The organism is Streptomyces albofaciens JCM 4342, from assembly GCF_008634025.1.
Classification (GTDB): Bacteria; Actinomycetota; Actinomycetes; order Streptomycetales; family Streptomycetaceae; genus Streptomyces; species Streptomyces albofaciens.
In genome coordinates this window covers 2,501,254-2,520,221 of the sequence record NZ_PDCM01000001.1, presented here as the reverse complement: position 1 = coordinate 2,520,221, position 18,968 = coordinate 2,501,254, and the positions used below count along the sequence as shown (strand labels likewise).

General features: G+C 72.7%; 20 protein-coding genes. 4 read left to right on the top strand and 16 right to left on the bottom strand.

What is annotated here, in order from left to right:
* Nucleotides 1–134: 134 nt before the first annotated feature.
* The 10 genes from CP973_RS11400 to hisI all read right to left on the bottom strand — a co-directional run bounded on the left by CP973_RS11400 (nucleotide 135) and on the right by hisI (nucleotide 8,695).
* Nucleotides 135–1,178 (bottom strand): DsbA family protein, encoded by a 1,044-nt coding sequence (locus tag CP973_RS11400; protein ID WP_150239859.1) that lies wholly within the window; start codon nucleotides 1,176–1,178, stop codon nucleotides 135–137.
* Between the two features lie 74 nt (nucleotides 1,179–1,252).
* On the bottom strand, nucleotides 1,253–2,071 hold the full coding sequence (gene trpA, locus CP973_RS11395) for a tryptophan synthase subunit alpha (protein ID WP_150239857.1): 819 nt from the start codon (nucleotides 2,069–2,071) through the stop codon (nucleotides 1,253–1,255).
* Complete coding sequence (gene trpB, locus CP973_RS11390; RefSeq protein ID WP_150239855.1) at nucleotides 2,071–3,375, bottom strand: tryptophan synthase subunit beta; 1,305 nt, start codon at nucleotides 3,373–3,375, stop codon at nucleotides 2,071–2,073. The genes trpA and trpB overlap by 1 nt, the downstream gene beginning before the upstream one ends.
* A gap of 298 nt (nucleotides 3,376–3,673) precedes the next feature.
* Nucleotides 3,674–3,907, bottom strand: coding sequence for a tryptophan biosynthesis modulator TrpM (gene trpM / locus CP973_RS11385; RefSeq protein ID WP_032914522.1), 234 nt, complete (start codon nucleotides 3,905–3,907; stop codon nucleotides 3,674–3,676).
* A gap of 9 nt (nucleotides 3,908–3,916) precedes the next feature.
* Nucleotides 3,917–4,726 (bottom strand): indole-3-glycerol phosphate synthase TrpC, encoded by an 810-nt coding sequence (trpC, locus tag CP973_RS11380; RefSeq protein ID WP_150239853.1) that lies wholly within the window; start codon nucleotides 4,724–4,726, stop codon nucleotides 3,917–3,919.
* Between the two features lie 253 nt (nucleotides 4,727–4,979).
* On the bottom strand, nucleotides 4,980–5,423 hold the full coding sequence (locus CP973_RS11375) for a DUF2752 domain-containing protein (protein WP_150239851.1): 444 nt from the start codon (nucleotides 5,421–5,423) through the stop codon (nucleotides 4,980–4,982).
* Between the two features lie 191 nt (nucleotides 5,424–5,614).
* Nucleotides 5,615–5,860, bottom strand: coding sequence for an HGxxPAAW family protein (locus tag CP973_RS11370; RefSeq protein ID WP_150239849.1), 246 nt, complete (start codon nucleotides 5,858–5,860; stop codon nucleotides 5,615–5,617).
* 85 nt (nucleotides 5,861–5,945) lie between these two features.
* Nucleotides 5,946–6,599, bottom strand: coding sequence for a TIGR02234 family membrane protein (locus CP973_RS11365; protein WP_425281957.1), 654 nt, complete (start codon nucleotides 6,597–6,599; stop codon nucleotides 5,946–5,948).
* A gap of 196 nt (nucleotides 6,600–6,795) precedes the next feature.
* On the bottom strand, nucleotides 6,796–8,319 hold the full coding sequence (locus CP973_RS11360; protein ID WP_150239845.1) for an anthranilate synthase component I: 1,524 nt from the start codon (nucleotides 8,317–8,319) through the stop codon (nucleotides 6,796–6,798).
* A gap of 10 nt (nucleotides 8,320–8,329) precedes the next feature.
* Nucleotides 8,330–8,695, bottom strand: coding sequence for a phosphoribosyl-AMP cyclohydrolase (gene hisI, locus CP973_RS11355; protein WP_030681867.1), 366 nt, complete (start codon nucleotides 8,693–8,695; stop codon nucleotides 8,330–8,332).
* Nucleotides 8,696–9,038: 343 nt separating this feature from the next.
* Between hisI and CP973_RS11350 the strand changes: the two genes are divergently transcribed.
* Nucleotides 9,039–9,671 (top strand): TIGR03085 family metal-binding protein, encoded by a 633-nt coding sequence (locus CP973_RS11350; RefSeq protein ID WP_150239843.1) that lies wholly within the window; start codon nucleotides 9,039–9,041, stop codon nucleotides 9,669–9,671.
* Between the two features lie 46 nt (nucleotides 9,672–9,717).
* On the opposite strand, the gene CP973_RS11345 is transcribed toward CP973_RS11350, so the two are convergent.
* From CP973_RS11345 to CP973_RS11320, 6 genes are all read right to left on the bottom strand, one after another.
* Nucleotides 9,718–10,974 (bottom strand): ATP-grasp domain-containing protein, encoded by a 1,257-nt coding sequence (locus tag CP973_RS11345; RefSeq protein ID WP_150239841.1) that lies wholly within the window; start codon nucleotides 10,972–10,974, stop codon nucleotides 9,718–9,720.
* A complete protein-coding gene (locus tag CP973_RS11340) occupies nucleotides 10,955–11,890 on the bottom strand; it encodes an EamA family transporter (RefSeq protein ID WP_150239839.1) in 936 nt (311 codons plus the stop codon). The genes CP973_RS11345 and CP973_RS11340 overlap by 20 nt, the downstream gene beginning before the upstream one ends.
* Nucleotides 11,891–11,899: 9 nt before the next feature.
* Nucleotides 11,900–12,652 carry a YggS family pyridoxal phosphate-dependent enzyme gene (locus CP973_RS11335; protein WP_150239837.1) on the bottom strand — a complete coding sequence of 251 codons (753 nt, stop codon included), beginning with the start codon at nucleotides 12,650–12,652 and terminating at the stop codon, nucleotides 11,900–11,902.
* Nucleotides 12,649–13,617 (bottom strand): cysteine synthase family protein, encoded by a 969-nt coding sequence (locus CP973_RS11330; protein WP_150239835.1) that lies wholly within the window; start codon nucleotides 13,615–13,617, stop codon nucleotides 12,649–12,651. Before CP973_RS11330 ends, CP973_RS11335 begins: the two co-directional genes overlap by 4 nt.
* A 109-nt stretch (nucleotides 13,618–13,726) precedes the next feature.
* The gene (locus tag CP973_RS11325; protein WP_150239833.1) at nucleotides 13,727–14,299 is read right to left on the bottom strand and encodes a phosphoribosyltransferase family protein; all 573 of its coding nucleotides are present in this window, start codon (nucleotides 14,297–14,299) and stop codon (nucleotides 13,727–13,729) included.
* Nucleotides 14,300–14,569: 270 nt separating this feature from the next.
* Nucleotides 14,570–15,472, bottom strand: coding sequence for a LysR family transcriptional regulator (locus tag CP973_RS11320; protein ID WP_150239831.1), 903 nt, complete (start codon nucleotides 15,470–15,472; stop codon nucleotides 14,570–14,572).
* 95 nt (nucleotides 15,473–15,567) lie between these two features.
* On the opposite strand from CP973_RS11320, the gene CP973_RS11315 reads away from it, so the two are divergent.
* Genes CP973_RS11315 through CP973_RS11305 form a run of 3 tightly spaced genes read left to right on the top strand, consistent with a single transcriptional unit; the run spans nucleotide 15,568 to nucleotide 18,967 of the window.
* Entirely contained in the window at nucleotides 15,568–16,272 is a 705-nt protein-coding gene (locus CP973_RS11315) for a succinate dehydrogenase cytochrome b subunit (protein ID WP_150239829.1), read from the top strand.
* A gap of 2 nt (nucleotides 16,273–16,274) precedes the next feature.
* Nucleotides 16,275–18,224 carry a fumarate reductase/succinate dehydrogenase flavoprotein subunit gene (locus CP973_RS11310; RefSeq protein WP_150239827.1) on the top strand — a complete coding sequence of 650 codons (1,950 nt, stop codon included), beginning with the start codon at nucleotides 16,275–16,277 and terminating at the stop codon, nucleotides 18,222–18,224.
* Entirely contained in the window at nucleotides 18,221–18,967 is a 747-nt protein-coding gene (locus tag CP973_RS11305; protein ID WP_150239825.1) for a succinate dehydrogenase/fumarate reductase iron-sulfur subunit, read from the top strand. The genes CP973_RS11310 and CP973_RS11305 overlap by 4 nt, the downstream gene beginning before the upstream one ends.
* Nucleotide 18,968: the final 1 nt, after the last annotated feature.

The window sequence follows — 18,968 nt, the reverse complement described above, 5'->3', positions numbered from 1 at the left end:
CGGCCACGCGATCTGCCGGAGCCGCCGCCGGACCGGGCCCGCCGGTCACGACCCCGCCCGTCATGGACGGGCCAGTCACGACCCCGCCCGCCATGGCCCCGCCGGTCACGGCCCCGCCATCTCGCCCCCACCCCTCACGGAGCCGGCGCCCGGCCGCCCGTACTCCCGTCCGCATCCCGCCCCGTGTGCCCGGCTCCCGAGTGCCCGGCCCCGGCACTGTGCCCCGTCCCGGCCCCATGCCCCGCCCCAGCAGCCGTCCCCGCGCCCGCGGAGTGCCCGGCCGCGTTGCCCGCCGAGGAACCCGCCGAGGAGCCCGCGGAAGCACCCGCCGAGCCGCCGCCGCTCTGCTCCGATCCGGCGGCCTTCGGTCCGGACGGCTTGTCCCCGGTGGCGCCGCCGCCCGCCTTCTTGTCCTTGGCCGCGTCCCGGACCTTCTGCTTCAGCCCGTCGGGGGTGAGGTTCTTGTCCTCCGCGAGGTTCTTGCCGTTCAGCAGGACCGTCGGGGTGCCGCGGTAGCCGGTGTTGGTGAAGGCGGAGTTGGACTTGTAGACGAAGTCCGTGTACGTGCCCTTTTCGACGCACTGGGTGAAGGTGTCGCTGACCAGTCCGTTCACCTTCCCGGCCAGCTGGATCAGGTACTTCTTGTCCGAGAACCGGTCCTGCTGCTCCGGCGGCTGGTTCTCGTAGAGCACGTCGTGGTATTCGCGGAAGCGGCCCGCGTCCTGGGCGCAGAGCGCGGCGTTGGCGGCGGTGACCGACCCCTTGCCGCCCATGCTGCCGTCGATGATCGTCGCGAGGTGGTAGTCGGTCTTGAGCTGCCCGGCGTCCTCCAGTTCGTGGATGGCGCCGCGGAAGCCCTTCTCGAACTGGGCGCACGCGGGGCAGCGGAAGTCCTCCCACACGGTGAGCGTGGACGGGGCCTCCTTCTTGCCGACCGGCACCGCGGGCTTGTCGCTGTCCTGCGCGCCCTTGGGCATGGCCACCTTGCCGCTGCCGCCGGAGTCGTCGCCCGAGGAGGCCGCCCATACGGCGATGCCACCGGCCACGGCCAGTACCGCCACCACCGCTCCCCCGACCTTCAGTTGCCGGCCGCGGCGCTCGCGCTGCTTCTCCTTCGCGCGCTGGGCCTGCAGCCGCTCACGGGCGCTGTTCTTTTTGTCTTGATTGTTCTGGCTCACGCCCCTGAACAACGAAGCGGAGGGGCGCCGCCGCACCCCTCCGCCGCGTTCTTCGTCCTAACGAGGGACGCGCGTCAGCCGCGCTTGCGCACGCCCGCCGCCAGTTCCCCCGCCAGCTCGCGGACGCCCGCGAGGCCGGCCGCCAGGTCGTCCCCGGCGTCCAGCAGCCGCTTGACGAAGGCCGAGCCGACGATGACGCCGTCCGCGAACTGCGCGACCTCGGCGGCCTGTTCGGCGTTCGAGACGCCGAGGCCGACACAGACCGGCAGTTCGGTGGTGGCGCGGGTGCGCCGCACCAGGTCCTGCGCCTCGCGGCCGACCGACTCACGGGTGCCCGTGACGCCCATCAGCGAGGCCGCGTACACGAATCCGCTGCCCGCCGCGGTGATCTTCGCCAGGCGTTCGTCCCGGCTGCTCGGCGCGACCACGAACACGGTGGCCAGACCGTGCTCTTCGGCCGCCGCGCGCCACACCCCGGACTCCTCGACCGGCAGGTCGGGCAGGATGCAGCCGGCGCCGCCCGCCGCGGCCAGGTCGGCGGCGAAGCGCTCCACGCCGTACGCGTCCACCGGGTTCCAGTACGTCATGCACAGCACCGGCGCGCCGGTCGCGGCGTGCACCTCGCCGACCGTGCGGATGACGTCCTTGATCTTGACGCCGCCGCGCAGCGCGATGTCGTCGGCGGTCTGGATGACCGGCCCGTCCAGGACCGGGTCGCTGTGCGGCAGCCCGATCTCGACGATGTCGCAGCCGCCCTCGATCATCGCGGTGACGGCCCGTACGCCGCCGTCCACGGTCGGGAAGCCGGCCGGCAGGTATCCGACCAGCGCGGCCCGGTTCTCCTCCTTGGCCGCGGCCAGGGTGCTGCCGAGCAGCCCGACGTTGCCCGCCATCACTTGCTCCCCTCGTGGTGCGCGCCGAGCGCGGTGTCCGTGGCGTCGGTGTCGTCGGCTTCCACCGTGTCGTCGGCGGGCGCCCCGTAGAGCCCGAAGTAGCGGGCGGCGGTGTCCATGTCCTTGTCGCCGCGCCCGGACAGGTTGACCAGGATCAGCCCGTCCTCGCCCAGTTCGCGGCCGATCTCCAGCGCGCCCGCCAGCGCGTGGGCGCTCTCGATGGCCGGGATGATGCCCTCGGTCCGCGACAGCAGCCGCAGCGCCTGCATGGCCGCGTCGTCGGTGACGGCGCGGTATTCGCCGCGTCCGGTGTCCTTGAGGTAGGAGTGCTCCGGGCCGATGCCGGGGTAGTCGAGCCCGGCGGAGATCGAGTACGGCTCGGTGATCTGGCCGTCCTCGTCCTGGAGGACGTAGGAGCGGGAGCCGTGCAGGATGCCGGGGGTGCCCTCGGTGAGGGTGGCGGCGTGTTCGCCGGTCTCGACGCCGTGGCCGCCGGGTTCGCAGCCGACCAGCCGTACGGAGGTGTCCTGGAGGAACGCGTGGAAGAGGCCGATGGCGTTGGAGCCGCCGCCGACGCAGGCCACCGCGGCGTCCGGGAGGCGCCCGGCGCGCTCCAGGATCTGCCGGCGCGCCTCGACGCCGATGACCCGGTGGAAGTCGCGGACCAGGGCCGGGAAGGGGTGCGGTCCGGCGACCGTGCCGAAGAGGTAGTGGGTGCGGTCGACGTTGGCGACCCAGTCGCGGAACGCCTCGTTGATGGCGTCCTTGAGGGTGCGGCTGCCGGACTTCACGGCGACGACCTCGGCGCCGAGCATCCGCATCCGGGCGACGTTCAGGGCCTGCCGCTCGGTGTCGATCTCGCCCATGTAGATGGTGCATTCGAGGCCGAACAGGGCGCAGGCGGTGGCGGTGGCCACGCCGTGCTGGCCCGCGCCGGTCTCGGCGATGACGCGGGTCTTGCCCATGCGCTTGGTGAGCAGCGCCTGCCCCAGCACGTTGTTGATCTTGTGTGAGCCGGTGTGGTTCAGGTCCTCGCGCTTGAGGAAGACCCGGGCGCCGCCGGCGTGTTCGGCGAACCGCGGCACCTCGGTCAGGGCGCTGGGCCGCCCGGTGTAGTTGACCATCAGGTCGTTGAGTTCGGCGGCGAAGGCCGGGTCCGCCTTGGCCTTCTCGTACTCGGCGGCCACCTCGTCCACCGCGGCGACCAGCGCCTCGGGGATGAACTTGCCGCCGAAGTCGCCGAAGTAGCCTCCGGCGTTCGGGACCTGACCCTCCGGGTCCGGGATGAAGAAGTCAGAAGACATCCGACGTACTCCTCGGTACGGGGCTCGCGCCCCGGAAGTGTGGACATACGGGCATCACGGTGTGCGGTGCGTCCCGCCGGCCCCGGGCGCCCGTCGCGCGCGTACGGCGAGACGGCGGCAGGGCGGGGACTGCGGAGCGCTGTGCGTGCCATGGCCTTGCGACGGTCCGTCCGGAACACCTGACCGCGTGGGCAGGGGCGGGACGGAACGGCACACGGGCCGACAAGACGCGAACGATCCGGCGCAAGGGGCGGAACCCCCGTACGGGGATCAATCACCCGCGCTCGGCAACGAGCGGCTACAGCGCGCCGTTACGACGCCATCGCCGGCCGTTGATCTGGCCCGGCTCCGCGCCGATGTGATACCTGACCCGCCGCCCGCGCACCCGGCGCGCCGGCGCGCGGCAGCCGCGCGGCCGGCACCCGCGCCCCAGCGCCGCGTGCGGGTCGCGCGCGGCACCGGCCGCGGCGAGCACGCCGGCCGGGCCCGGGAGCGGTCCCGGGCCGGGGCGGTGGAGGCGGGCGGTGGTCATGGGAGGAGGTCAGCCCCGTCCGTGCCGGATGGCGGGGTGCGAACCGGCCGCGACCAGGTCGGCGACGGCGGTCTTCGGGTCCTTGCCGGTGACCAGCGACTCGCCGACCAGGACGGCGTCGGCGCCTTCGTTGGCGTAGGCGATCAGGTCGTGCGGCCCGCGCACGCCGGACTCGGCGACCTTGACGATGTGGTCGGGGATCTCCGGCGCGATCCGCGCGAAGTTCCCGCGGTCCACTTCGAGGGTCTTCAGGTTGCGGGCGTTGACCCCGATGACGCGCGCACCGGCGTCCACGGCGCGCTGCGCCTCCTCCTCGTCGTGCACCTCGACGAGCGGCGTCAGGCCGATCGACTCGGCGCGCTCGATGAGCGAGACCAGCGCCTCCTGCTCCAGCGCGGCGACGATCAGCAGCGCCAGGTCGGCGCCGTACGCGCGGGCCTCCCACAGCTGGTAGGCGGTGACGATGAAGTCCTTGCGCAGGACGGGGATGTCGACCCGGGCCCGGACGGCCTCCAGGTCGGCGAGGGAGCCGCCGAACTTGCGCTGTTCGGTCAGTACGGAGATGACGGCCGCGCCGCCCGCCTCGTAGTCGGCGGCCAGGCCGGCCGGGTCGGCGATGGCGGCGAGCGCGCCCTTGGACGGGCTGGAGCGCTTGACCTCGCAGATCACCGTGACGCTGTCGCCCTTGAGGGCCGCGGCGCCGTCCTTGGCCGGGCGCGCCTTGAGGGCCCGCTCCTTGAGCTCGTCGAGGCCGACGCGCGCCTGCCGCTCGGCGAGGTCGGCGCGGACTCCCTCGATGATCTCGTCGAGCACACTCACGCGAGCGGCCTCCTTCTTGAGCGGTGGAGGGTGACAGCCTGCCTCGCGGCCGGTGTCGCCCTGTCAGGCTCTCCGATGGTATCCGGCAAGGGGCAAAGGTCTCACATCCGGTTGACGGCGGTCCCACCAGGTGGACGTCCCCGGCCCCGGAGCAGCCGTGAAGCAGCAGGTCAGAGGGGTTTCGACGGACATCAAAACCTCGCTCGTCACGCCCCGCGCACATGCCTCACCGCGCCCCCGTGCCGCCGTACCGCTACGGCGACAGTCCCGCCCCGAACGGAAGGTTGCGGACCGCCGTGAACACCAGCAGCAGCCCGCCCAGCGCCCACCAGTGGACCGCCCGGGGCCGGGGCCCCGCCGTCGGGAGGCCACGCGCGGCCCGTACGGTCCAGACCGCCCAGAAGAGCGCGCAGGCCGCGTAACCGGCGACCGCGAGGAGGTTCGCGCCCGCGGCCGTCCCCAGCTCGCCGTGTGCGACGGCGTGCGCGCTGCGCAGGCCGCCGCAGGCCGGGCAGTAAATGCCGGTCAGGTCGAGGAGCGGGCACACGGGGTAGTGGCCGGGTTCGTTGGGGTCGACGGCGCCCACGTAGGCGAAGGCGGCGACGACGGCCGCCAGCGTGCCGAGCGGCGCCCGCAGCCGCCGGACGGGGCGGGGGACGGAAACCGGCCCGCTGACCGGGCCCACCGGTTCACTCACGTGCCGATGGTGCTGCCGTACGGGAACCGGCGCAGCTTCGGGACGGCCGTCCGGGGGACGGCGCGGCCGCCGTACGCGAAACGGCGCGTCCCCCGGCCCCGTACGGATGGTGCCGCCGGCACCTGGCTCGTACGGGCCGGAAAGCCGCGCCGTCACAGGATCGCTGCCGCCGGGCCGGGCCCGGCGCGGGGTCAGCCCTCCTGGGGCCGGGCCTTGGCCTGGGCGCGCGCCGTCGCGCCCTTCTTGCCCGCCTGGCCCATGCCCATCGCGCTCATCACGCCGCCCGCCACAGCGCCGATGCCGATCAGCACGATGCCGGCCCAGAACCCGGTCACGTTCGCCAGCACGGTGAAGGCGCCGGCCACGCAGAAGCCGATGAACGAGATGATGACGCCGGTCCAGGCGGCGGGAGTGTGTCCGTGGCCACTGCTCGACATGAGTGCTCCTCGTAGCTTTTTCGCGCCCGGGTCGGGGCGCGGTGATCCCTCGGGTCCATTGTCCCCGATGGCCGGGGGGCGGCCACTACCGGGTCGGGTCCTCGCCCCGGTCCAGCGACTTCCACATCTCCTCCGGCCGGTCCGGGTCGGTGGCGGTCCGGCGGCGCGGGCCGCGGGGGGACGCGCCGGCGCGCTCGTAGCGCCCCGACATCGCGGGCCACCGGCGCCCGTACAGCAGCGCCAGCACCCCGGCGACCAGCAGCAGGAGGCCGCCGACGACCGCGGCCCAGGGCCAGAAGGTGTGCGAGACGTCCTGCACGCCGGCGTCGGACAGCCCGGTCGCGGTGGCGGCCTTCTCGCGCAGCGCCCCGGTGTCGGAGATGCCCAGGTACGCGCCGACGACGGTGCCCAGGCCGCTGAGGGCGAGCAGCGCGGCGACGGCGGTCCGGCCCGCCCCGCGCACCGCGAAGAGGGCGACCAGGGCGGCCAGGCCGACGATGGCGAGCGCGCCGGGCACGCCCGTCACGTCCTGGCCCGACGCGGTCTGCGGCAGCTCGCCCTGGGCGACGACGGCGGTGGCCCTGGCCCAGGTGCGGCCGGAGGCCAGCAGGACGACGGCTGCGCCGGCCGCGCCGGCGATCAGCGCGAGCGCCAGGCTCTTTCCGCTGCGCGCGGGCTTGGCCGGCGGAGCCGACGCGGAGGCGGTCGCGCCGGTACGGGGGTGGTCTACGGCAGTCACGCCTACCACTGTACGGAGACGGCGCGCCCGACCGCCGCGCGCGGTGCCCCCGCCGGGCAGCGTCCCGGCCCGGGCACCGGCCCGCGGGCTTCGGGAACCCGGCCCGGGCGCCAGCCCCACAGCACCACAGCGGCCCGGCCGCGAGCTTCGGGAACCCGGCCCGGGCGCCAGCCCCACAGCCTCGTAGCGGCCCGGCTCAGGCACCCAGCCCATTGGCCGTGTGCACCGCCCGCAGCACCGCCGCCGCCTTGTTGCGGCACTCCGTGTCCTCCGCCACCGGGTCGGAGTCCGCGACGACGCCCGCGCCCGCCTGGACGTACGCCGTGCCGTCGCGCAGCAGCGCGGTGCGGATCGCGATGGCGGTGTCGGAGTCCCCGGCGAAGTCCAGGTAGCCGACGCAGCCGCCGTACAGGCCGCGTCGGCTGGGCTCCAGTTCCTCGATGATCTGCATCGCGCGCGGCTTGGGGGCGCCGGAGAGGGTGCCCGCCGGGAAGCAGGCGGTGAGCACGTCGAAGGCGGTGCGGCCGGGCGCCAGCCGGCCGGTCACCGTGGAGACGATGTGCATGACGTGGCTGTAGCGCTCGATGGACATGAAGTCGACGACCTCGACGCTGCCGGGTTCGCAGACCCGGCCCAGGTCGTTGCGGCCGAGGTCGACGAGCATCAGATGCTCGGCGCGCTCCTTGGGGTCGGCCATCAGCTCGTCGGCCAGGGCCTGGTCCTCCGGGACGCTCGCGCCGCGCGGCCGGGTGCCGGCGATGGGGTGCAGCGTGGCCCGCCCGTCCTCCACCTTGACCAGCGCCTCCGGGCTGGAGCCGACCACGTCGACGCCGTCCTCGAAGCGCAGCAGGTACATGTACGGGCTGGGGTTGGTGGCGCGCAGCACCCGGTAGACGTCCAACGCCGAGGCGGTGCAGGCGGTTTCGAAGCGCTGGGACGGTACGACCTGGAAGGCGTCGCCCGCGCGGATGCGCTCCTTGATGTCCTCGACCGCCTCCTGGTACGACGCGCCGCCCCACTTCGCCGTGTACGGGGGCAGTTCGGACGGCGGCAGGGCCGCGGCGCTCGCGGGGGCCGGGCGGGCCAGGTCGTAGGCCATGGTGTCCAGGCGGGCCACGGCGTCCGCGTACGCCTCGTCCACGCCCGTTTCCAGGTCGTTGTGGTTGATGGCGTTGGCGATCAGCAGGACCGTGCCGTTCCAGTGGTCCAGTACGGCCAGGTCGGAGGTGAGCAGCATGGTCAGCTCGGGCAGCCCTAGGTCGTCCGCGGTACTGTCGCCGATCTTCTCCAGCCGGCGCACGATGTCGTAGCCGAGGTAGCCGACCATGCCGCCGGTGAACGGCGGCAGGCCCTGGCCCTCCATGAGGTCCCGGGGGGTGTGCAGGGCCTCGACGGTGGCGCGCAGCGCGGCCAGCGGGTCGCCGTCGGTGGGCACGCCGACCGGCGGGGTGCCCAGCCAGTGGGCCTGCCCGTCGCGCACGGTCAGGGTGGCGGCGCTGCGCACGCCGATGAAGGAGTAGCGGGACCAGGTGCGGCCGTTTTCGGCCGATTCGAGCAGGAAGGTGCCCGGCCGTTCGGCGGCCAGCTTGCGGTAGAGGCCCACCGGGGTGTCGCCGTCGGCGAGCAGGCGCCGGGTGACGGGAATGACCCGGCGGTCCTTCGCGAGCGTACGGAAGTTCTCCAGGTCCGGTGTGGCGGTGCCGGTGGTTCCCGAGGTCATGGCGCGGAGCCTACTGCCCTTCGCTGAGCACATCCTCATCGAAGCAGGTGCGGGCGCCGGTGTGGCAGGCCGCGCCGACCTGGTCGACCTTCACCAGGATCGTGTCCGCGTCGCAGTCCAGGGCGACGGACTTCACGTGCTGGACGTGGCCGGACGTGTCGCCCTTGACCCAGTACTCCTGACGGCTGCGGCTCCAGTACGTGCAGCGGCCGGTGGTGAGCGTGCGGTGCAGCGCCTCGTCGTCCATCCAGCCGAGCATCAGCACCTCGCCGGTGTCGTACTGCTGGGCGATGGCGGGGACCAGGCCGTCGGCGTCGCGCTTGAGGCGGGCGGCGACGGCGGGGTCGAGCTGGGAATCCAGGACGCGGCTGCTCATGGCCCCATTGTGCCGTGCGGCGGGCCACCCGTGCGCCGGGCCGCGTGCGCCGGGCAGTGTGCGCCGCCGGGGCTGTCCCGTCGGCGCACGCGAGCGGGCGGCGTACGGCATGCTGCACCCATGACCCGCCAGCCGCCGCCTCCGGACGCCGACCGCACGGCGAAGGTCGCGTCGGTGGTGCTGCTCGCGATCTTCGTCGCCGGGCTGGTGGTCGCCGCCGTCCTGCTGCTGCGGAGCTGAGGCGGTGCGGCCGCGGTGCCCGCGACGCGATCCGGACACATCCGGCGCGACAGGGCCGCGCGGCACCGTGGCACCGGTCGGCGCCCGCCCGTAGGCTGGCCCCATGTCGACCCATGCGAACCGTGAACGGCTGCTGCTGGCGGACCTGCTGGAGGGTGCCGGGCCCGACGCGCCGACACTGTGCGAGGGCTGGACGGCCCGCGACCTCGCCGCCCACGTGGTGGTGCGCGAGCGGCGCGCGGACGCGGCCGGCGGCCTGCTGATCAAGCCGCTGGCGGGCCGTCTGGAGCGGGTGCAGCGGGAGTTCGCCGCGAAGCCGTACGACGAGCTGGTGCGGCTGATCCGGACCGGCCCGCCCCGGATGTCGCCGTTCGCGCTCAAGCAGATCGACGAGGCGTCGAACACCGTCGAGTTCTATGTGCACGCCGAGGACGTACGGCGGGCGCAGCCGGACTGGACGCCGCGCGAGCTGGACCCGGTCTTCTCGGACGCGCTGTGGTCGCGCCTGGAGAAGATGGCGCGGGTGCTGGGCCGCAAGTCGCCGGTGGGGCTGGTGCTGCGCCGCCCGAACGGCCAGACCGCGGTGGCCCACCGCGGCACCCCGGTCGTCACGGCCACCGGCGGGCCGGGCGAGCTGGTGCTGTTCGTCTACGGGCGGCAGTCGGCGGCCGATGTCGAGCTGGACGGGGACAAGGACGCGGTGGCCAGGGTGCTGGAGGCCTCGCTGGGGCTGTGAGCCCGGGGCGCTGATCGCCGCACCCCGGGCCCTCCCCCCGGGTTGCTCACCTGGTCCGCGCGATCTCGTAAAGGCCGCCCGGCTCCTGGAGTTCCAGCGCGCGCAGCCGCCGGTAGTCCGCCTCGATCTGCCGCGCGTCCTCGTGCAGGAGGTAGCAGACGCCGGGCGAGGTCGTGGAGTCGACGGTGGGGCTGAGGTAGTCGCCCGCCCGGACGCCGAGGAAGTGATCGGCGTACGACGGCAGGTCGCGCAGCCGCTCGAACCCGTCCAGGGAGGTCAGCCGCCCGGTGAACGGGGAGATCAGCGAGACGTAGCGCAGCCCGGTGCGGGGCTCGGCCGGGACCGCGGTGCGGGCGGCGAAGGCGGCCGGGTCACTGGCGGCCAGGGCCGTCAGCTCCACGTGGTCGGTGCCGAAGCAGCGGCTGACCACGTGCGGCAGGATGCTGCCGGCCAGCCGGGCGCCGGTCTCGATCAGGACGGGCCCCTCGTCGGTCAGCATGACCTCGGAGTGGGCGGGCCCGTGCCGTACCCCGAGCGCGTCCAGGACGCCCAGGAGGTACGGCCTGAGGGCGGCGGCAGCGGGGTCGTCCGGGGTCAGCGGCTCCTCGTAGTCGTAGATCGCCGCCCCGCCGCGGCCGCGCCGCTTGTGGTAGCGCCAGATCTCCGCGATGTGGTGGCGTCCGTCGACGCTGACGGTGTTGGCGAAGTACTCGGTTCCGGCCAGGCGTTCCTGGAGGACGACGGTCTTGTTGCGGGCGCCCTGGACGTTGGGCGAACCGAGGATGTGGTTGAAGGCGGTGCACAGCTCGACCGGGTCGGCGCAGAAGAAGACGTTGTCGGTGCCCGCGCTGTCGGCGGGCTTGACCACCAGCGGCCACCGGCCGTGCGCCCGGGCCCAGGCGTAGGCGGTGTCGAAGCGGGAGGTGCGCAGGGTGTCGGGGGCACGCAGCCCGTGGGCCCGTACGGCCATGGCCATGTCGTACTTGTCGCGCCGTATCCGCCGCTCGTCCGGGACGTTGCCGGGCAGGCCGAGGCGGCGGGCGAGGGTGTCGGTGAGGTCGACGGCGGTCTCGTTGCCGGGGAGGACGAAGGCGGGGGCGGACGGGCGGACCGCCTCCAGCAGCGCCTCCAGGTCGCCGTCGTACATCAGGGTCTCGGTGAAGGCGCCCTGCGGGAAGGTGCGCCGGAGGAAGTCGGGGATGTCCGGCGAACTCTGCACATGGACGCACTTGACACCGCGTTCGGCGAGGGCGGCCGGCAGGAAGCGGCCGGTGGAGTAGGCGTCAACGATCAGACACTGCATGGGGTGTGCCTTCCTGGACCGCCGCGGCCGGGGGCGCGCCCCGCCGGGCCAGCAGCCCGAACGCGATGAAGACGGTGATCACGGCGATGCCGGCGGCCGACGGCACCGAGAACGTCAGCCGGTCGTCGGCCAGCTGGATCAGGAGGGTCAGGCCCGGGGCGAGCGAGCAGATCATGGCGGCGGTCATCGGGGTCACCTTCCGCACCCCGATCTGCACCAGGTACGCGGGGATCGAGACGCCGATGACGGCCACCACCGCGCCCGGCACCAGCGCCCGGCCCAGCTGCTCGGTGCCGGAGAACGCGGCCAGCGTCCAGCCGACGGCCGCCACCAGGGCGAACCGCAGGCCCATGACGGTGGGCACGTCCACCCCGGCGGCGCCCAGGCGGGCGGAGAAGACGACGTTGGCGGCCCCGCCGGCGCCGGAGGCGACCGCGGCGCACAGGCCCAGCGTCATGGCGAGCGCGGCGCGGTCCCCCACGCCGCTGCGGCCGTCCAGCGACGCCCAGACCAGGCCGGCCAGGGTGAGCAGGATGCCCAGCGCGGACAGGAGTTCGCCCGGCAGGACGCGGTCCCGCTTCCACCACAGGAACTGGAGGAGGACGGTGCAGGCCGGGCCGATGGCGATGGACACGACATTGGCGACGGCCGGTTCCATGAGCTTGAGGGCGTACAGCAGGGTCAGCCAGGTGACGGCGGTGGTGATGTTGAGGACGGCCAGGTCGGCGGCGTGCGCCCGGATGACGGCGCGGAGCCGGGCCGGACGCAGCCGTACGACGGTGAGCAGGCAGAAGAACGCCCCGGTGAGCGTGAAGGCGACCGCCGCCACGCTCCCCGGGTCCACGTGTTGCAGGCGCTCGGAGGCGAAGACGTCCACCAGCGCGGAGAAGAGACTGAAGACGAACAGCGCGGCCACGGTGGCTCCTCAGGGACGCGGGCGCGGCCCGAAGACCGCCTCGCCGACCCGGACCGTGGTCGCGCCCTCCGCCACCGCGGTCTCGAAGTCGGCGCTCATCCCCATACTGAGCTGCCGCAGGCCCTGTTCGGCGGCCAGGGCGCGCAGCAGCCGGAAGTGCGGACGGGGGTCGCCGCCGTAGGGCGGGATGCACATCAGGCCGACGACGGGCAGCCCGTACGTGCCCACGCACTCCTTGACGAACGCGTCCGCCTCGGCTGCCGGAACGCCGCTCTTGTGCGCTTCGCCGCCGGTGTTGACCTGCACGAAGCAGTCCGGGCGGCGGCCCGTGCGCTCCATGGCGGTGGCCAGGGCCGCGGCGAGGCGGGGGCGGTCCAGGCTGTGCAGGACGTCGAACGTCCCGACGGCCGCGGCGGCCTTGTTGGTCTGGAGCGGGCCGATGAGGTGGAGGCGGGTGCCGGGGTAGCGCTCCTGGAGCGGCGGCCACTTGCGCCGGGCCTCCTGTACGCGGCTCTCGCCGTAGTGGCGGTGGCCTGCTTCCAGGGCGGCGGTGAGCGCGGGCGTGCCGTGGAACTTGCTGACGGCGACGAACCGCACGTCCCGGGGCGCCGCCCCGGCCCGCTCGCAGGCCAGGCCGAGGCGGCGGGCGACGGCGGCCAGGCGCTCCGCGATGCCGCCGGGTTCCGCGGTGCCGCCGGGCTCCCCGGTGGCCCGGCGGCTCGCGGCGTCCGGGCCCCCCACGGCCCGGCGCTCGGCGGTCATGAGTCCGGCTCCGTACGGTAACGGTCGTACCGGCCGTCCCAGATGCTGAAGTACTTCCAGGCGGAGTCGAACAGCACGGTGACCACGACCTCTTCCGGCGGCAGCTTCCTGGCCAGCCGCTGGGCGGCGAAGACGTTGCCGCCCGCGGTGGGCCCGACGGGCAGGCCCTCCTCGGCGATGAGGCGTTTCATGGTGCTCCAGCCGTCGTCGCCGGTGATCAGTTCGACCTCGTCGACGAGTTCCTCGCGCAGGTTGGAGGGGACCTTGCCCGGGCCCAGGCCCATCAGGTTGTGGGTGTGGTGCTCGAAGGGCAGGCCGTTGCGCTTGGCGTGGAGGGCGGCCGAGCGGTCCACCTCGACGGCCCAGGTGCGCAGGCCGGGGTGGGCGTCCTTGAGGACGTCGGCGATGCCGGTGAAGGTGCCGCCGGTGCCGAGGGAGCAGATGAAGTGGCCGGGGGTCCGGCCGGCCGCGCGCAGCTCGGTGACGATCTCGTGGCCGCAGGAGCGCCACGCGCGCCAGTTGAGGTCATTGGTGGACTGGTCGAGGAAGTGGCTGCCGGGGTTTTCGGCCGTGTACCGCCGGGCGGTCTCCTCGCCCTCCAGCAGGAAGCCGTCCGCGGAGGTCTCGACGACCGTGCCGCCCCATGACGCGATCTGTTTCCTGCGTTCCTCGGTCATGCCTTCCGGCATGATGATGACGATGCGATATCCGCGTTGTGCGCCGACCCGGGACAGCGCGGCACCGCCGTTTCCGGTCGAGCATTCGACCAGGGTCATTCCGGGGCTGATCGTCCCGGCTTTCTCCAGCTCGTCGATCATGTAGGAGAAGACCCGGTCCTTGTGACTGCCGGTGGGATTGCGGAATTCACACTTGGCGAATATCCGGGCGGCTCCCGGCTCGGCGATGCGGCGTAGTTCGTACAATTCCGTGCGGCCGGTCTCGGCGCCGGGATCGGTCGTGCTCACACAAAACTCCTCGGGCGGGCGTGGACGGTTGTGCTCCGGCGTGCGGGAAAATGTGGGAACGCCGGGGAAAGGCGGTGCGCCGGTGTGCGGCGCTGTTTCCCGTACGGCCTCAGCCCAGGACGACGACGCGCCCGGTGCCCGGGTCGACGGCGATGCGGATGACCGAGCGGACCGCGATGCCGAAGCGGGCGGCGATCCGCTCGCGGCCGCCGTTCTCCGGCTTCTCCACCGCCACCAGGACTTCCTCGACCCGTGCGCCGGCCGCCCGGACGGCCTCGATCAGGGCGACGAGGGTGCCGCCGGTGCTGATCGTGTCGTCGACGATCGTCACCCGGTCCCCCGGTTCGACGCCGTTGATGTAGAGCGTGCCCGTGAAGTATTCGCTGTCGATGGGCACCGAGATGCCGTGGCCGCCCAGGTCGTAGGTGTACCAGCGGGCCACCGCGAGCGGCAGTCCCACGGCCAGCGAGACCGCGCTGCCGAGGATGGCGCCCTTGTCCTCCTCGACCAGGATCTTCCCGGCCTCGAAGTCCCCCAGTTCGACCAGCCGCCGGGTCGCCTCGGCGAGCACCTCGGGGCGGAGTGCGGGTGATTGGTCGGTGAATTCGTTGACGGTGGTGAGATGCCGTCCCGATTTTACGGTCGGCGCTCCCGCGTACACATCTTCCAGCAACATCGGCATTTTCGGATCTTCCCCCCGTAAATCCATTGCGGTTCCGCCGATTGGGCGAATGCAGCTTTTTTAGCGCCGCAAACGTAGAAAGCGCAATGGTCGCCCCTGCTTCTGCCCGAAAACGGTCTGTTCACCTTGGGACCACTGTGTCGCACGCCGGTTCGCGCCCCCTGCCACCTGCGCGCCGCTCCGTACGGACGCGCGCACCCCTGCTTCCGCGTGGCCGGAAACCGCCCCCTCGCAGGGGATCAGAAACCGCCACCGATGCGCCGGACACCGTCACTCACCGGGCATCTCCAGCCCCAGATGCCCCAGCAGAATGCGCCGGAGTTCGCGGGCGGCCCGCGGCGGCGAGACATCTCCCCGGTGGGCCACCGAGATCACCCGGTGCATGTCGGGGGTGGCGAAGCGGGTGACGCGCAGTCCGGAGCGTTCGGCGACCATGCTGGGCACCACCGCGACGCCCAGCCCGGCGCGGACGAACCCCAGTACCGCGTCCATCTCGCCGCCCTCGACGGTGAAGACCGGCTCGAAGCCGGCCGCGCGGCAGGCCGCCACGGTGAACTCCCGCAGGTCGTAGCCGCGCCGGAACATCGCCAGCGGGTGGTCCCGGAGGTCTTCGACGCGCAGCCGGCGCCCGCGCCGCGCCGGGGCCGGACGGTCCGGCGCCGAGACCACGACCAGTTCCTCCCGCAGCAGTTCGGCGGTGGCCAGCGCCGGGGCCTGCTCCGGGAGCGGGGTGATGATGAGCGCGAGGTCCAGTTCGCCGGCCGCCAGGACCCGTACGAGATCCTGCGAACCGTCCTCGTGGACGACCAGGTCCACGCCCGGGTACGCGGTGTGGAAGACGCTCAGCACGTCCGGGACCAGGCTCGCGCACAGGCTCGGCGGCGCGCCGAGCCGCAGCCGGCCGCGCCGCAGCTGCGCCACCTCCTGCACCTCGCGCCGCGCTGTCTCGGTGTCGGCGAGGATGCGGCGGGCCAGCGGCAGCAGCGTACGGCCCGCGTCGGTGAGGGTGATGTGGCCGCGCGCCCGGTGGAACAGTTCGGCGCCCAGCTCCCGTTCCAGGGCTCTGATCTGCTGCGACAGCGAGGGCTGTGCGACGTGCTCGCGTTCGGCGGCGCGGGTGAAGTGGCGGGTGTCGGCGACCGCCGCGAAGTAGCGGAGCTGCTGGAGCTGCATACGGCCGATGATAGGCGTCGATAGGCAGCGGCTATGGAGATGAGCTGTTCCATGTCTTGGACTGATGGGCCGGTCGGTCCCTACCGTCGGGACCCATGGCACTGGACACCCGGACGGATCGGCGGCCGTCCTTCGCGGGCCTGCTGTGGCGCTCGACCGTCGGCAAGAAGACCGCGATGGCGGTCAGCGGCGTGGTGATGCTGCTGTACCTGGTCGCGCACATGATGGGCAACCTCAAGATTTTCTTCGGCCCCGACGAGTTCAACGGCTACGCGCACTGGCTGCGGACCGTCGGCGAACCCTTCCTGCACCACGAGTGGTTCCTGTGGATCGCGCGGGTGGTGCTGCTGGCCGCCGTGCTGACCCACGGAGTGGCCGCCTTCCAGCTCAGCCGCCGCGACATCAAGGCGCGGCCGAGCGGGTACGTGCACAAGAAGGCGCGCACCAGCTACGCCACCCGCACCATGCGCTGGGGCGGCGTCATCCTCGCGCTGTTCATCGTCTGGCACATCCTCGACCTGACGACGCTGACGGTGAACCCGCACGCCGAGGCCGGACACCCGTACGAGAACCTGATCGCGTCCTTCGACCGCTGGCCCGTCACCACGCTCTACATCGTGGCGATGCTCGCCCTCGGCCTGCACGTCCGGCACGGGTTCTGGAGCGCCGCGCAGACGCTGGGCGTGGGCAGCGCCGCCCGGGACCGGGCGCTCAAGACCGTCGCCAACCTCCTCGCCCTGGTGCTGACGGCGGGCTTCGTCGCCGTACCGGTGGCCGTCGTGACCGGAGCAGTGAGCTGACCATGACCACGTACACCGATTACCGGACCGGGGAGCCGGTCGCCGACACCAAGGCGCCCGGGGGCCCGGTCGCCGAGCGCTGGGACACCCGCCGCTTCCGGGCCAAGCTGGTCAACCCGGCCAACCGCCGCAAGCACACCGTCATCGTCGTCGGCACCGGCCTGGCCGGCGGCTCGGCGGGCGCCACGCTCGCCGAACAGGGCTACCACGTGGTGCAGTTCTGCTACCAGGACTCGCCGCGCCGCGCCCACTCGATCGCCGCGCAGGGCGGCATCAACGCGGCGAAGAACTACCGCAACGACGGCGACTCGGTGCACCGCCTGTTCTACGACACCGTCAAGGGCGGCGACTTCCGGGCCCGCGAGTCCAATGTGCACCGCCTGGCGCAGATCTCCGTGGAGATCATCGACCAGTGCGTGGCCCAGGGCGTGCCGTTCGCCCGGGAGTACGGCGGTCTGCTCGACACCCGTTCCTTCGGCGGCGTCCAGGTCTCCCGTACGTTCTACGCCCGTGGCCAGACCGGGCAGCAACTGCTGCTCGGCGCCTACCAGGCACTCTCCCGGCAGATCGCCGCCGGCAACGTCGAGATGCACCCGCGTACGGAGATGCTCGACCTGATCGTCATCGACGGACGGGCGCGCGGCATCGTCGCCCGCGATCTGATCACCGGCCGGATCGACACCTACTTCGCGGACGCCGTCGTCCTCGCCTCCGGCGGCTACGGCAACGTGTTCTACCTGTCGACCAACGCCATGAACTCCAACGCCACCGCGATCTGGCGGGCGCACCGGCGCGGCGCGTACTTCGCCAACCCCTGCTTCACCCAGATCCACCCCACCTGCATCCCGCGCACCGGCGACCACCAGTCCAAGCTGACGCTGATGAGCGAGTCGCTGCGCAACGACGGCCGCATCTGGGTCCCGAAGGCCAAGGGCGACACACGTCCGCCCGCCGAGATCCCCGAGGACGAGCGCGACTACTACCTGGAGCGGATCTACCCCTCCTTCGGCAACCTCGTCCCCCGCGACATCGCCTCCCGCGCGGCCAAGAACGTGTGCGACGAAGGACGCGGCGTCGGCCCCGGCGGCCAGGGCGTCTACCTGGACTTCGCGGACGCCATCGCCCGGATGGGCCGCAAGGCCGTCGAGGAGAAGTACGGCAACCTCTTCGACATGTACGAGCGGATCACCGCGGAGAATCCGTACGAGGTCCCGATGCGGATCTACCCCGCCGTGCACTACACGATGGGCGGCCTCTGGGTCGACTACGACCTCCAGACCACCGTCCCCGGCCTGTTCGCCATCGGCGAGGCCAACTTCTCCGACCACGGCGCCAACCGGCTCGGCGCGTCCGCGCTCATGCAGGGCCTGGCCGACGGCTACTTCGTCCTGCCGTCGACCATCAACGACTACCTGGCCCGCAACCCGCACCACGACGAGGTCACCACCGACCACCCCGCCGTCCAGGAGGCACTGGCCCGGACCGAGGACCAGCTCAACCTCCTCCTGGCCGTCGACGGCGACCGCACCCCCGACTCCTTCCACCGCGAACTGGGCGAGCTGATGTGGGAGCTGTGCGGCATGGCCCGTACGGAAACCGGTCTGCGCAAGGCGCTGGACCGCATCCCCCAGATCCGCGAGGAGTTCTGGCGCCGCATCAAGGTGCCCGGCACCGGCCGGGAGCTGAACCAGTCCTTGGAGAAGGCCAACCGCATCGTCGACTACCTGGAGCTGGCCGAGCTGATGTGCCTCGACGCGCTGCACCGCACCGAGTCGTGCGGCGGCCACTTCCGCGAGGAGTCGCAGACCCCCGACGGCGAGGCCGCCCGCCGCGACGAGGAGTTCTCCTACGCCGCCGCCTGGGAGTTCACCGGCACCGGCACCGCTCCCGTCCTGCACAAGGAAGACCTGGTCTTCGAGTACGTCCACCCCACCCAGCGGAGCTACGCATGAAGCTCACCCTGCGCGTCTGGCGCCAGCGCGACGCCGGCGCCGACGGCGGCATGACCACCTACGACGTGGACGGCATCTCGCCCGACATGTCGTTCCTGGAGATGCTCGACACCCTCAACGAAGAACTCATCCTCAAGGGCGACGACCCGGTCGCCTTCGACCACGACTGCCGCGAGGGCATCTGCGGCGCGTGCAGCCTGGTGATCAACGGCGAGGCACACGGCCCGGAGCGCACCACGACCTGCCAGCTCCACATGCGCTCCTTCCGGGACGGCGACACCATCGACGTCGAGCCGTGGCGCGCGGCGGCCTTCCCCGTCGTACGGGACCTGGTCGTGGACCGCTCCGCCTTCGACCGGATCATCCAGTCCGGCGGCTACATCACCGCGCCGACCGGCGCCGCGCCCGAGGCGCACGCCACACCCGTACCGAAGCCGGACGCGGACACCGCCTTCGAGCACGCCGAGTGCATCGGCTGCGGCGCGTGCGTGGCCGCCTGCCCGAACGGCTCGGCCATGCTGTTCACCTCGGCCAAGGTCAACCATCTCAACGTGCTGCCCCAGGGCGCGCCCGAACGCGAGTCGCGGGTCCTGGACATGGTGTCCACGATGGACGAGGAGGGCTTCGGCGGCTGCACCCTCACCGGGGAGTGCGCCACCGCCTGCCCGAAGGGCATCCCGCTGTTCAGCATCACCAGGATGAACCGGGAGTACGTACGGGCGGCCCGCAAGGGCAGGCGGTGAG